The sequence below is a fragment of the Rahnella sp. CFA14(1/10) genome (assembly GCF_004195095.1).
In the GTDB taxonomy this organism is placed as follows: domain Bacteria; phylum Pseudomonadota; class Gammaproteobacteria; order Enterobacterales; family Enterobacteriaceae; genus Rahnella; species Rahnella perminowiae.
The window spans coordinates 63,625-76,879 of sequence record NZ_SEWS01000001.1 but is presented as its reverse complement, the minus strand read 5'-3'; the positions used below and the strand labels follow the sequence as shown (position 1 = coordinate 76,879).

The 13,255-nt window shown below is 53.1% G+C and carries 10 protein-coding genes; 3 read left to right on the top strand and 7 right to left on the bottom strand.

Going from position 1 to position 13,255, the window contains the following annotated elements; genetic code table 11:
• Positions 1–38 precede the first annotated feature (38 nt).
• The 3 genes from yicI to EVX52_RS00385 all read right to left on the bottom strand — a co-directional run bounded on the left by yicI (position 39) and on the right by EVX52_RS00385 (position 5,195).
• Entirely contained in the window at positions 39–2,363 is a 2,325-nt protein-coding gene (gene yicI, locus EVX52_RS00395; RefSeq protein ID WP_129990377.1) for an alpha-xylosidase, read from the bottom strand.
• Positions 2,364–2,539: 176 nt separating this feature from the next.
• Complete coding sequence (locus tag EVX52_RS00390) at positions 2,540–3,907, bottom strand: glycoside-pentoside-hexuronide family transporter (protein WP_129951526.1); 1,368 nt, start codon at positions 3,905–3,907, stop codon at positions 2,540–2,542.
• A gap of 214 nt (positions 3,908–4,121) precedes the next feature.
• The gene (locus EVX52_RS00385) at positions 4,122–5,195 is read right to left on the bottom strand and encodes a sugar ABC transporter substrate-binding protein (RefSeq protein ID WP_129951525.1); all 1,074 of its coding nucleotides are present in this window, start codon (positions 5,193–5,195) and stop codon (positions 4,122–4,124) included.
• A 315-nt stretch (positions 5,196–5,510) separates the two neighbouring features.
• Here EVX52_RS00385 and EVX52_RS00380 point away from each other — a divergent pair, with 315 nt between their 5' ends.
• Positions 5,511–6,662 carry a PQQ-dependent sugar dehydrogenase gene (locus EVX52_RS00380; protein ID WP_129990376.1) on the top strand — a complete coding sequence of 384 codons (1,152 nt, stop codon included), beginning with the start codon at positions 5,511–5,513 and terminating at the stop codon, positions 6,660–6,662.
• Between the two features lie 71 nt (positions 6,663–6,733).
• Here EVX52_RS00380 and EVX52_RS00375 read toward each other — a convergent pair whose 3' ends face one another.
• Positions 6,734–8,017: an MFS transporter gene (locus tag EVX52_RS00375; protein ID WP_129990375.1), complete on the bottom strand. Its 1,284-nt coding sequence runs from the start codon at positions 8,015–8,017 to the stop codon at positions 6,734–6,736.
• Entirely contained in the window at positions 8,014–9,435 is a 1,422-nt protein-coding gene (locus EVX52_RS00370) for a M20 family metallopeptidase (RefSeq protein ID WP_129990374.1), read from the bottom strand. The genes EVX52_RS00375 and EVX52_RS00370 overlap by 4 nt, the downstream gene beginning before the upstream one ends.
• Positions 9,436–9,591: 156 nt before the next feature.
• Here EVX52_RS00370 and EVX52_RS00365 point away from each other — a divergent pair, with 156 nt between their 5' ends.
• Positions 9,592–10,515, top strand: a complete 924-nt coding sequence (locus EVX52_RS00365; protein WP_129990373.1) for a LysR family transcriptional regulator — start codon at positions 9,592–9,594, stop codon at positions 10,513–10,515.
• A gap of 140 nt (positions 10,516–10,655) precedes the next feature.
• On the opposite strand, the gene EVX52_RS00360 is transcribed toward EVX52_RS00365, so the two are convergent.
• Positions 10,656–10,997, bottom strand: coding sequence for a GlpM family protein (locus EVX52_RS00360; RefSeq protein ID WP_129990372.1), 342 nt, complete (start codon positions 10,995–10,997; stop codon positions 10,656–10,658).
• 307 nt (positions 10,998–11,304) lie between these two features.
• On the opposite strand from EVX52_RS00360, the gene EVX52_RS00355 reads away from it, so the two are divergent.
• The gene (locus EVX52_RS00355; RefSeq protein ID WP_129951519.1) at positions 11,305–12,516 is read left to right on the top strand and encodes a serine hydrolase; all 1,212 of its coding nucleotides are present in this window, start codon (positions 11,305–11,307) and stop codon (positions 12,514–12,516) included.
• A gap of 68 nt (positions 12,517–12,584) precedes the next feature.
• Here the strand turns inward: EVX52_RS00355 and ybjG are convergent, their stop codons facing one another.
• Positions 12,585–13,190 (bottom strand): undecaprenyl-diphosphate phosphatase, encoded by a 606-nt coding sequence (gene ybjG / locus EVX52_RS00350; protein WP_129951518.1) that lies wholly within the window; start codon positions 13,188–13,190, stop codon positions 12,585–12,587.
• Positions 13,191–13,255: the final 65 nt, after the last annotated feature.

Sequence of the window (13,255 nt, the reverse complement as noted above, 5' to 3'; positions counted from 1 at the left end):
CAGCCCGGAAAGGCGGCGAGGCCGGTTATTGATGAATTTTATAACGTAATCACGAACTCTTTACAGCCCGCTTCGGGTGTCAGGACGATGCCCGATGCCTGAATTGCTGATGTGCCCTGACTAAAACCGGCTATCTGCTGAATATTACGCAGACAGAGCGTCCAGCCTGGCGCGTCGCCTTTACTGGTCAGAATGATGGTGTTGCCATTGCGCACCGCGCTGAGAGTGAAGACGGTTTTCCCGCTCAGATCCGTGATCGCGCTTTCCGCGACCGCGCCTTCTTCCAGTTCGAACAAATGGAATTGAGGCTGCTGGTTGTAAACATAATCCGGCTTCTGATCATTGCTGCCAAGCGCCAGCAAGGTATTCGGACGGACATACAACGGCAAACTGTCGAAGCCATGCTGCTGACGATGCCAGCGTGAGCCTTCAGCCACGTCGTTGCTCAGAAGATGCGTCCAGCGGCCTTGCGGCAGATAGAAATCGACGTCGCCTTCTTCGCTGAAAACGGGGGCCACCAGCAGGTCGTCACCGAGCATATATTGGCGATCGAGATAATCGCATGCCGGATCTTCAGGGAACTCCAGCATCATGGCGCGCATCACCGGCGTTCCATGACTGGCGGCCTGTGCAGATGCCGGGTAGAGATACGGCATCAGGCGGCATTTAAGCTGCGTGAACTGGCGTACCACGTCGCAGGCTTCATCGTCATATACCCACGGCACACGATAGGATTTACTGCCATGCAGGCGGCTGTGACTGGAGAGCAGGCCGAATGCGCACCAGCGTTTGTAGATATGTGCCGGTGCGGTGTTTTCGAAGCCGCCAATGTCATGGCTCCAGAAACCAAAGCCGGACAACCCGATGGATAATCCGCCGCGCAGGCTTTCAGCCATGGACTCGTAAGTGGCATAACAGTCACCACCCCAGTGAACCGGGAATTGTTGTGCGCCCACCGAGGCTGAGCGGGCAAACAGGACTGCTTCATCGGCACCAAGCTTATCCTGCAATGTTTCGTACACCAGTTTGTTGTACACAAACGCATAATGGTTATGCATCTTCTGCGGATCACTGCCGTCGTGCCAGATAACATCGGTAGGAATACGTTCACCGAAATCGGTTTTGAAGCAATCTACGCCCATATCCACCAGACGTTTCAGGTGTCCGGCGTACCATTCGCAGGCCTGTGGATTGGTGAAATCGACAATCCCCATGCCTGCCTGCCATTTATCCCACTGCCAGACACGACCGTCAGGGCGTTTGAGCAGATAGCCTTTTACTTTGCCCTCATGGAACAGCGGCGATTTCTGGCCGATGTACGGATTGATCCACACGCAGATTTTCAGACCGCGGGCTTTCAGGCGCTGCAACATACCCTGTGGATCAGGGAAAGTTTGCGGATCCCATTCGAAATCACACCACTGGAAAGCCTTCATCCAGAAGCAGTCAAAATGGAAAACATGCAGTGGCAGTTCACGTTCTGCCATGCCGTCAATAAAGCTGTTGACGGTTGCTTCATCATAATTGGTGGTAAACGAAGTCGTCAGCCACAGGCCAAATGACCAGGCTGGTGGAAGTGCAGGGCGGCCGGTCAGGCGGGTATAACGGTCGAGCACTTTTTTCGGCGTCGGGCCATCGATAACAAAATATTCGAGATACTCGCCTTCCACGCTGAACTGCACCTTGGAGACTTTTTCAGAGCCAACTTCAAAAGACACACATTCGGGATGATTCACCAGCACGCCATAGCCGCGGTTCGTCAGGTAGAACGGAATGTTTTTGTAGGATTGCTCTGTGCTGGTGCCGCCGTCACGGTTCCAGGTCTCAACCGTCTGACCATTTTTAACCAGTGCGGTGAAACGCTCTCCCAGGCCGTAAACCGTTTCGCCGACGCCCAGATCCAGACGTTCCATCATGTAGGTTTTCTGTGTTTTCGCATCTTGCACATAGCCGTTAGACTTCGCAACACTGCCGGTGATCCGGCGGCCGTTGCGCAGGAAATCCAGCGTCCAGTTATTGCCTTTGGTCACACGAACACAGAGATCACCGCTGTGCAGTGCGGCGAATTCATCGTTATCTTCAAAACGCAGTTCTGGTGTGTCGGTTTGGATTAATGGGTAATGCGGGCCTTTCTCTCTTTCACCATCAAAATGAGTAATGCGTACACCTATTACGCCGGTCTGCGGTGAGAAGAAACGCAGCGTAAACAGCGGTGAGTCGAGCTGGCTGGCGCGTTCCGATGCATCTTTCGGCGCGGCGTAAATCACCATCTCATTTCCTGAGCGTTGTACTTCAAACACCTGAAGCGGATGCGTGAGTGACAATCCATCCTGGATCAACCAGTTACCATCACTGATTTTCATTAATTTTTCTCCTCTAGCCCTTCATCCTTCATACTGACTCTGCGTTGGCTGCCTTCGCGAACCCCGGCCACATACTTATGTATGCTCCCGGGGATTCACTGAGTTGCCCTCTTGATTCAGCACGAATGATTTTGGGCATGTTCAGTTAAAACAGTTTCAGTTCTTCAAAAGCAGATTTATTTCATAAATTCTTGCTGATTACGGCGGATGCCCTGTGCGACCTCATCAAGGATGCGGCGCAGCAGCGGGGTGCGAAGAATGTAATAGCGTTTACAGATGATGGCGCTCAGCAGATAACAGACGGCCGGAACCACCGTAAACAGTGCGACAATGCTGGTCATGGTGGCACTGTTTTGAGTGGCAGCACCGGACTGATAACCGGCACCTGCCAGCATCCAGCCGATCATGGCACCAGCCAGTGCCAGACCGAGTTTCAGCACAAACAGAGTGCCTGCAAAGCTGATACCCGTGAGGCGTTTTCCGTCGTTCCATTCACCGTAATCGACAGTGTCAGACATCATTACCCATTGAATCGGGGTCACGAGCTGATGGAGGACGCCGATAATAAAGATAAAGATAAACATCACAACGCTGCCGTGAACAGGCAGGAAGAACATGCCGATGCTCAGAACCGCCAGAATGGCGTTAGTCCACCAGAAAACGCTGACCTTACATTTCCAGTCGGTAAGCGGCTTCGCCAGTGCGCTGCCGATCAGGTTGCCGACGGAATACACGCCAAGGAACCAGGCGAACAGCACCGGATTGCCGAGAATGTACGTCACGTAATACATCATGGCGCCGCCGCGAACCGCGACCGCCATGATATTGAGGATGGTCAGCAGGCCGACAATACGCCACTGGTCGTTGTGCCAGATGTCACGTAAGTCTTCGCGCATGGTGCCGGTCGGTTTGCCCGGGTCAATACGTTCTTTGGTCGTGGCAAAACAAATCGCCAGCATCACGGCAGCGACAATCGCCAGTACCGCAATTCCGCCCTGATAACCGAGCGCTTTATTTTCACCGCCGATAAAGTTAACCAGCGGCATCATCAGCACGGTACTTAGCATGCCGCCTGCCGTGGCGAGAACAAAGCGGTACGATTGCAGCGAAATCCGCTGCGCCGGGTCAGAGGTAATCACACCGCCGAGAGCGCAATAAGGAATATTGACCACGGTATACATCAGCGTCAGCAGGGTATATGTGATGGCGGCATAAATCATTTTGCCGGTCATGCTTAGCTCCGGCGTGGTGTAGGTGAATACGCAGACGATGCCAAAAGGAATGGCGCCGAAGAGCACATAAGGGCGGAATTTTCCCCAGCGCGTGCGGGTACGGTCTGCCAGTAATCCCATGCACGGGTCCGAGATCGCGTCCAGTGCGCGGGCCAGCAGGAACATTGTACCGACGTAACCCGCCGGAATGCCGAAAATATCGGTATAGAAAAACATCATGTAGAGCATGACGTTATCGAAAATGATATGACTGGCGGCGTCACCTAATCCGTATCCAATCTTTTCCTTGACCGAAAGGATTTCTGTACTCATTGCGTGAATGTCCATATGAAAAGGGAGAGTACGTTTTTAACGGTTGGCGGGGGTCTGCGGCTATTGAGATTTTTGTTTCTGAATTTATGTTTCTTTATTTCTGTGATCGCACAAGGCAAACGGGGGAATGTTGAGCGGGAAAAGTGAGGGGAAGCGCCTGATATAGACCCGTAAAATGCTGAAAAAACCTCCCGTTTCCGGGAGGCCCAGGGGATTATTTTTTGTATTTGGCTTCCAGCGTCGCAAACCACGGTGCGGTGAAATCTGCAGATTTACCCCAGCCAGGAATGATTTTGCTCAGTCCGGTCACGTTGATGCCGTCCGGCTGGCTAAGCAGCAAAGATTGCGGAATTGTTTGCGCCGGGAATTCATAGGTTGCCGGGGTTTTCTCGCCGGCAATTTTGAGTGCCACAATTCGCAGGTTAACCGCACCAATCAGCTGTGTGTCCACCGCAGCCGTCATCTGCCACGGGCTGCCTTTTTCGCGCATCAGCTGTAAATCCTGGTTCGACACATCGATGCTGTAAAGTTTAATCTCGGTACGGCCATTTTCTTTCAGCGCCTTATATGCGCCCTGACTAAAGGCATCCCATGCACCCCAGATAGCGTCAATTTGCCCTTTCGGATATTTGGCGAGAATTGCACCGACTTTGTTTGCGGTATCGCCCTGTACATCAGAAGAGACTGCGCCGATAGATTCCAGCTGATGAATGCCCGGATTCTCTTTTAAAATCGCTTCGTAGGTTTTCTGGCGGCGTTCCATTGGCGGGAAACCGGCCACCCACAATTTGACGATATTGGCTTTACCGTTGAAATCTTTCACCAGCTGACCAACAGATGCTTTCGCCAGCGAGGCATCGTCCTGGCGGGTGACCGTAACGCCAGGAATGTTTTCCGGCACTTCGGTATCAAATGCGGACACCGCAATACCCGCTGCCGCGATGCGTTTCACCAGCGCCTCAGAATACGGGCCGCGCCCCTGTGACAGGATAATACCGTCGTATTTCTGGCTAATAGCCTGATTAACGAAATCCTGAAATTTCGCGTCATCGCCATTACTGAGGAAAGTATCCACTTTAAAGCCAAGCGCGCGTCCCTGTTTAATGGCACCGGCCAGAAACTGCGTGGTGTTATCGTCGGAGCCCAGATTACGGATAACCGCAATGCGCACAGGACCGTTGTGCTGAGCAATAACCGCAGGAACCGGCGCGGGTGTTTCACCGGCAGCGAACGCCGGCAGAGCGGAAAACAGGCTTAATGCCAGCAGGGAGGCGGATATTTTTTTCATTATTGAACAGCTCCGTTGGACGCGATGTTTTTTCTGGTGTTTTTGGGCGTAAATCCGGGAAGGCAATGCGGCTTTCCAGATTGAGGATGTGCAGAAGTCTGTCTGTCTGGACGTCTATTCTGTGGGGGCAGTTTACCGGTATGTTACAAAAGAGGGAATGCCTTGTTGTTATTATATTTCGCAGCGCTGTTATTCCTGTAGGTTATAGCCGTACGCAACCGCTGAGCAAAATCAGGGACATGGCCTAAACTGAATTTTGTCTGTGATTCTCATATTTTACTCTTCACCTGCAAAAATCACTTCGGGAGAAGCGCTATGCCATTTTCTTTGCGCGACACATTACTGCCTGCTTTTATAGCGATGATGTTAACCACCCACGTCTGTGCCGCCCCGAAATCCCCCGTTCCACCGCCGCTGGCCGGCGCACAGGTAACGGAACTGGCCAGGGGGCTCGATCACCCCTGGTCTTTGGCTTTTTTACCCAATAATCAGGGGGCATTGATTACCGAACGCAGCGGACAACTGCGGCTGTGGAAGCCGGACTCAGGATTGTCTGCGCCGTTGAACGGTGTACCGGCCGTCTGGGTCGCAGGACAGGCCGGTTTGTGGGACGTGCGCTTATCGCCTGATTTTGACAGTAACCGCCGGGTGTATCTGACATTTGCGCAACCGGGAGAAAAGGGTGAACCACATGCCGCCCTGGGTTATGGCACATTGTCGGCGGACAATAAAACCCTGGCAGATTTTAAGGTCATATTTGTTCAGCAACCGGCCTTACAAAGCGGCATTAATCTCGGCGGGCGTATTGCATTTGATGACAAGGGCAATATTTTTCTGTCCACCGGTGACAATAACCAGCGCATTAACGCGCAGCATCTCAACCAGTTGCAAGGCAAAATTTTACGTCTGACAGCGGAAGGCGGGGTGCCGCAGGACAACCCGTTTGTTCACGACAAACGTGCGAAACCGGAAATCTGGACCTACGGTAATCGTAATCCGCAGGGGCTGGCGGTTAATCCGTGGAGCGGCGCGTTGTGGGAAACCGAACACGGTCCGCGCGGCGGCGATGAAGTGAATCTGCCGAAAGCCGGTAAAAACTACGGCTGGCCGCTGGCGACATTCGGGATCAACTATTCGGGACAGCCGATCCCGGAGGCCAAAGGCACCACGTTAGCAGGCGCGGAAGATCCGATTTATTACTGGAAAGTTTCACCGGCATTAAGTGGCATGGCGTTTTATAATGCGCTGAAATTCCCGCAATGGAAAAACTCGCTGTTTGTCGGCGCGCTGGCGTCAGAGTCGCTGATCCGCCTGACACTCGACGGGGAGAAAGTCACACATGAAGAGCGTTTACTCAGTGACCGCAAGGAACGTATTCGTGAAGTGCAGGTGGGTACTGACGGATTTGTGTATGTACTGACTGACGATCGTGACGGCAAATTACTGAAAGTGGCACCGCAGACTTAGCCGTTGAAGGATTAAGTCAATAAAAAAGGCGGGCCATTTTAGCCCGCCTCAGATTCAGCCTGTCAGATCCCTCAGTGCTGGGTTCTTTGCGCCCTGAACAATGCCCAGACGCTGAGCAAGCCCACCATCATCAGATAGTAGCCCGGTGCCAGACTGCTGCCGGTGGCGGAAATCAGCAATGTACAGATGAAGGGCGCAAATCCACCGAACACGGTTACGGCGACGTTGTAGCTGATCGCCATGCCGCTGGCGCGGGTGGTGATCGGGAACAGGTCAGCCATCATCGACGGCACAGTGGAGAAATACACCGATTTCAGCAGTGCCAGCCAGCTTATCAGCAACAGCAAGGACATCGCGGAGGTATGTTGCAGCATCAGCCAGAACGCCGGATACACGGTCAGCAACAGCAAAATAAGCGACCCCCACATCAGCGGCAGACGGCCAATTTTCTCCGCCCACAACCCCATCACCGGGGTCACTACCGTCAGGATAATCCCGGCCGCCAGCGTGGCGCTGAACCCCGCAGACGCGGGTAAATGCAGCGTTTTGGTCGCGTACGTCGGCACATAGTTGAGCATATAGTTAATGGCAGTAGAGACCACCATCAGACCAATCGCGGTAAAGAACAGACCTTTTTGCGCCCGCACGATTTCTTTCAACGGCGAGGCGGTTTTCCTGGCCTTGCTGAAACTGTCCGATTCCCGGATATGGCGGCGGATATACAAACCCACCGGCCCGATCAGCAGCCCGAAGATAAACGGGATCCGCCATCCCCAGTCCTGAAGTTGTGTTTCACTCAGCACTGCCGATAAGCCCAGTCCGAATGCTGATGCCAGCAGTGTACTCGCACCCTGTGTCGCGAATTGCCAGCTGGCGATAAATGCTTTGCGTTCCGGGAAGTGTTCGACCAGAAAAGCCGTAGAGCTGCCGAATTCGCCACCCGCTGAAAAACCTTGGATCAGACGGGCCGCCAGAATCAGCAGCGGAGCCGCCATGCCGATAGTGCCGTAAGACGGCGTGATCACGATGATCAGGCCGCCGGCCATCATCAGGCTAATGGATAACAGCAACGAGGCTTTGCGCCCGTGCCTGTCCGCATAAGCGCCCAGTACAATGGCACCGAGCGGGCGGATCAGGAATGACACGCCGAAGCTGCCGAATGTCAGTAACAGGGAAACGGTCGGGTCGGATGTCGGGAAATAGGCATGAGCAATATAGCTGGCGAAAAAACCGTAAATCGCGATATCAAACCATTCCAGCGCGTTACCGATACAGGTCGCAAAAAGGGTTTTCATCAGGCCCGGTTTATCTGCCGCATTGCCTGTTGCGTTGGGGGAAGCCGTTAACTGGCTCATCGGGTACCTCCGGCATGATCACTGTGCTGAGCGAGCAGGGCGGTGCCGTGCTCACCGAAGTCCCATAACAGGTGGGTCATGATTGCCAGCCCTTCGCGGGCGACGGAAAGCAGCATATGTTCGTTGACGCCATGCTGACCGCAGGCCGGATAGGAATGCGGCACCCATAACGTCGGCAGGCCGAGAATATCGGCAAAGACGTCATTGGGCAGTGAACCGCCGAGGTTCGGTAGCAGTGCCGGTTTTTTGCCGGTGGCTTGCTGCATGATATCCAGCGCCCAGCCCACCAGCGGGTCGGTCGGGTCAAAACGGGTGGCCGGCGAACCACGCATAAATTCCACTTCTACCTGCGGGAAACCGTGCGCGTGGAGATGATCACGGACATGTTTTGTCAGGTTTTTCCAGTCAGTGCCAACCACAAAACGCAACTGACAGACCGCCGTAGCGCTGGCGGGGATGGCGTTCATCGGGCGCTGCGGATTGCCGGTCAGGAATGACAGTACTTCCAGCGTATTCCAGGCATATAAACGCTCGGTGGGTGTCAGCCCGGCTTCGCCCCAGTCCGGGTCGATTTGCGGATCGTTTTTGTCACCCCCGACCTCAACATCACTGAGAATTTCCCGCACTGCATCACTGACAGCAGGAGGTTTAAGCGCTGCCACCTGTAACTGACCCTGTTGATTCACCAGCGAGGCCAGCGCATTGGCAAGCTGGATGCCGGGATTGGTCAGCAGACCGCCCCAGTTACCGGAGTGATAGGCGTTGTCGCGGGCATGGATACTCAGACGGAAATTTACCGCACCGCGCGAACCCAGAAACAACGTCGGACGTGCAGCGCTCAGGCGCGGGCCGTCGGATGCCAGAAAAATATCGGCGCTGAGTTCGTCATAATAGTCGCGGCAAAGTTCTGCCAGCCCGGGAGAGCTGATTTCCTCACCCATTTCAAACAGCAGTTTGCAGTTAAAGCCGAGGCGCCCGCCGCGTGCTTTAAAGATTTGTTCAAGTGCCGCAATGTTGACGCTGTGCTGGCCTTTGTTATCGGCGCTGCCGCGTCCGTACCAGCGATCGCCTTCCTCTTTCAACACCCACGGCGACAGATCACTGCGCCAGTTCTCATCGTCACCGAACACCACGTCGCCGTGACCATAGCTCAGTACGGTAGGCAATTTGCTGTCTTCGATGCGTGTAGCAATCAGGAAAGGTCGGTTGACGGCATGAGGATTTTCAATGCTGAGCAGGCTGAAACCCATCGCTGAAAGTGCCGGTTTAATCTCTTCATCCAGATAACGCGCCAGTTCTGCATCACGCAGCTGACTCTGGCTTTCAGTGGCAATAGCCACCCTGCGTGCCAACGTTCGTTTATATTCACCCTGATCAAACCAGGCTAATGCCTGTTCTACGATATTTTCCGCTGTCATGAATAACCTGCTTTTAAATGTTTTGAGGATTTATTGTTGGTTTTTTTAGCAGTTTCACTCTAAGCGCTGCGCAAGCGTTGCCACAATAATAATAATTGCAACTTAGCGTTGCTTTTATTGTAATGCTGGTTTGCACAGTTATGAGGCAAGACGGTTATGCAAAGTACGGAAATTCGCTATTTCCTGGTGGTGGCAAATACCGGTTCGCTGAGTGCGGCGAGCAGGCAATTATTTGTCGCCGTCTCTGCCATCAGTCGCCAGATCCAGCGCCTTGAAGAACGTATCGGCGCACCGCTGTTTGAGCGCCATGCCCGGGGTATGGTGCTCAACGATGCCGGACAGATTCTGGAAAACCATGTGCGCAAAAGCATGATGGAGATGGAGCACGCCATTGCAGAAATTCAGGGGCTGAACGCGGTGCGCCGCACGGTGATCCGTATGGCCTGCACTGACGGACTGGCGTTTGATTTGTTGCCGCAACTGTTTTCACAGTTCCGGCTGAACAACCCGGGGGTGATGTTTTATCTCAACGTCGGCACGGCGGTAGAAGTGTCAGAGATGATCCACAACGGCGAAGTGGATCTGGCGTTGCAGTTCAGTCTGGCGGCGGAGCGCGGCGTGGATATTCTGGCGTCTTTCCCCGCACCGGTGCGGATGGTGATGCGTCCGGATCATCCGCTGGCGGAAACTGAGGTGCAGTTGACGGATTTGCATCCGTACCCGCTGGCGATGAACGAGCAGGGCAGCACCATTCGCCAGTTGTTTGATTTATCCTGCCGGATGAATGGCATTTTTCTTGAGCCTGCGGTGAGTTGTAACCGTTTTTCCACCCTGTACGATTTTATGGTACAGACGCCGGGCGCGATTGCGGCATGCAGCCATTTTTCCATTATGTACAAAGCGCGCCGCGACAGGTTACGCGTTAAACCGGTCAACATTGAGCAACTCAGCCAGCGCACGTTGCAGTTGCAGTCACCGGCCGGTAAACGACGCCCGGCCTCACTGAGTCAGTTCATTGATTTTATCCGGGACGAACTGACGCGTGAAAACGAAGATTTTATCCGTGATTTCTGGCTGTAACCCTCAGCATGCAGTCTGTTGCAAATGCGTGCAGCATGACCACTTCAGGTTGTGCCAGACGTCATTCAGCGGAATGCAAGCAGCCTCATGCAAGTTTACATCCTGAGGGTTTTATGACTGATATTGTCACGCGGTCTTCATCAGGCATGAAAGCGCGTCCACAGGCTTATCAGTAACCATGCTGCCAGTGACCAGCAGACCACAGCACCGAACAGGGCGTAGTGCAGTTTCATTGAGCCGATGAAAAAATACAAAGAAATCAGATACGCTGTGTAAGGGATCACCGCCCACAGTCCAAAAATAATGGTGGTGCGCAGCGCTTCAATGTTGCGTTCTGTGCCGACAATATAATGGGCGATCAGGGCAAACGTGGGGAACAGCGGAACCAGACCGGCAATGTAATAGTTGCGGGTTTTAGACAATACGCCGATCAGAATCACGACCAGTGCGCCAGTCAGCGCTTTTAACAACAGACCTGTCATTGATGCCCTGTACCTGTTCAGCCGCGGAGGGAAACGTGGTGAATAAGCCCTTTATTGATATAGATATTTTGTATGCTATTTACAGATAAACTGTCCCATCTGAATGAAATGGTCAAGTGCTTACTGCTGGTTTTATCGCCAGTTGGATTTGCGCAAGCAGCGGAAATTTCTACTATTCTTAAGATCTTTACACTATTTAGGTTTATTCCCGACCCGGAAAGCAGTAGGTTCTACACCTGACAGAGTTGCACAATCTGATTGAAAGATAAGATAAATTTCAATTACCCGGACAAAAGCGCTGATACCTATGACAATTTCTTCCCAATTCAAACGGACTTTCATTTACGCGCTGGGCGGTGGAGTTTTGCTGCTGGCGCTTCCTGCCGCTCAGGCGGATAACGCCCCGGTCGCACCTCAGATTAATGCCAAATCCTGGGTGCTTATGGATTACAACAGCGGGAAGATCCTGACGGAATCTAATCCCGATGCGCGTCTTGACCCGGCAAGCCTGAGTAAAATCATGGTCAGCTATGTGGTCGGACAGGCGATCAAATCCGGCAAAATCAAATCTGATGATCTGGTCTCCGTCGGTAATGATGCCTGGGCAACCGGCAACCCGGTGCTGCGCGGCTCCTCCCTGATGTTCCTCAAACCGGGCGATCATGTACCGGTTTCTGAGCTTAACAAAGGTATCGTGATCCAGTCAGGTAACGATGCCAGTATTGCGCTGGCCGATTTTGTGGCGGGTAGCCAGGATTCATTCGTCAACCTGATGAATCGCTATGCTGAGCAACTGAAGCTGCAAAACACGCATTTCAAAACCGTTCACGGACTGGATGCTGACGGACAATATACCTCCGCCACTGACATGGCCCTGTTGTCGCAGGCGCTTATCCGCGATACGCCGGATGAATATGCACTGCACAAAGAAAAAGAATTCACCTTCAATCATATCAAGCAGATTAACCGCAACCGCCTGTTGTGGAGTTCCAGCCTGAACGTTGACGGCATCAAAACCGGATACACATCAGGTGCGGGTTATAATCTGGTTTCGTCTGCCAGCGATTCTACCGGCATGCGTTTAATTGCCGTGGTGATGGGCGCACCAAGTGACCGGATCCGTTTCAACGAAAGCGAAAGCCTGCTGACCTGGGGGTTCCGTTTCTACGAAACACTCACGCCGATTAAAGCGGGCGATGCCTTTACCAGTCAGCGCGTCTGGTTTGGCGATGAGAAAATGGTGCCGCTCGGCGTGGCTGAAAATGCCTCGCTGACAATGCCGAAAGGCCAGCTGAAAAATCTCAAGGCCAGCTTCCATCTGACTAATGCGCAGCTTGAGGCACCGCTGGCGAAAAATCAGGTGGTCGGTACGGTCGATTTCAGTCTGGACGGCAAGGTTATCGAACAGCGTCCTCTGGTGGCATTGCAGGAAGTGAAAGAAACCGGTTTTATTGGCCGTATCTGGGACTTTGTGATGATGAAAATCAGTGGGTTGTGGGGCAGCATCTTCGGTAAATAATCATCTGCCGACATAAAAAAACGAGGCGCAGGTGGCCTCGTTTTTTTTGCTTTGAACGGGGGAGCCGATCAGTGCTGAACCCATCCTTTTTTAATCGGGAATGCAAAACCGAAACGGTAAACCTTACACATCAGCGCGTTAATCGGTTCGCCGAACAAATTCCACACCAGTTGCGCGAACAGACAACCCAGCATACCGACCAGGAACCCGCCCACCATATCCAGCGGCCAGTGCACGCCAAGGTAAATGCGTGACCAGGCGATCGATAAGGCGGTTACCATCAGTAACGCACCTGACCAGAGTCGGTGCCAGAACAGAAAGGCCAGTGCGAAGGTGAAACTGGCCGTGCCGTGATCACTCGGGAAGGAGTCGTCCGGTGAATGATGCAGGAAGTTATAACCAACACCTTCCACAAAAGGACGGGCATGCGGAAATAACATAGAAAACGTTTTAGCCGTTGTCATCGCAAAAAGGAGCGCAATAGCTGTCTTGCTGATCATCTCACGCTGCTGACCGATACGTTCCTGATGACCCCACAGCCACAAGCCGATAATCAACAGGGGGACAATCATAATCAGGTCATTGGCCAGAAAAGTAGCAAGGTGAATCAGCGCTTTCGGTGAAGCCGGTGTCGCGTTAATCCATAGAAAAACCAAATGATTTAGTTGCTCCATAATACTACCCTCAGTTATACAGGCCAAAATAGCCATCAAAAGAATCCGGCAAAGCGCTGACAGCA

What these genes read in the sequence shown, in the direction of transcription:
- EVX52_RS00380 (WP_129990376.1), top strand. Translation starts at nt 5,511, where the DNA reads ATGCCATTTTCTTTGCGCGACACATTACTGCCTGCTTTTATAGCGATG.
- EVX52_RS00390 (WP_129951526.1), bottom strand. Translation starts at nt 3,907, where the DNA reads ATGAGTACAGAAATCCTTTCGGTCAAGGAAAAGATTGGATACGGATTA.
- EVX52_RS00385 (WP_129951525.1), bottom strand. Translation starts at nt 5,195, where the DNA reads ATGAAAAAAATATCCGCCTCCCTGCTGGCATTAAGCCTGTTTTCCGCT.
- ybjG (WP_129951518.1), bottom strand. Translation starts at nt 13,190, where the DNA reads ATGGAGCAACTAAATCATTTGGTTTTTCTATGGATTAACGCGACACCG.
- EVX52_RS00370 (WP_129990374.1), bottom strand. Translation starts at nt 9,435, where the DNA reads ATGACAGCGGAAAATATCGTAGAACAGGCATTAGCCTGGTTTGATCAG.
- yicI (WP_129990377.1), bottom strand. Translation starts at nt 2,363, where the DNA reads ATGAAAATCAGTGATGGTAACTGGTTGATCCAGGATGGATTGTCACTC.
- EVX52_RS00355 (WP_129951519.1), top strand. Translation starts at nt 11,305, where the DNA reads ATGACAATTTCTTCCCAATTCAAACGGACTTTCATTTACGCGCTGGGC.
- EVX52_RS00375 (WP_129990375.1), bottom strand. Translation starts at nt 8,017, where the DNA reads ATGAGCCAGTTAACGGCTTCCCCCAACGCAACAGGCAATGCGGCAGAT.
- EVX52_RS00360 (WP_129990372.1), bottom strand. Translation starts at nt 10,997, where the DNA reads ATGACAGGTCTGTTGTTAAAAGCGCTGACTGGCGCACTGGTCGTGATT.
- EVX52_RS00365 (WP_129990373.1), top strand. Translation starts at nt 9,592, where the DNA reads ATGCAAAGTACGGAAATTCGCTATTTCCTGGTGGTGGCAAATACCGGT.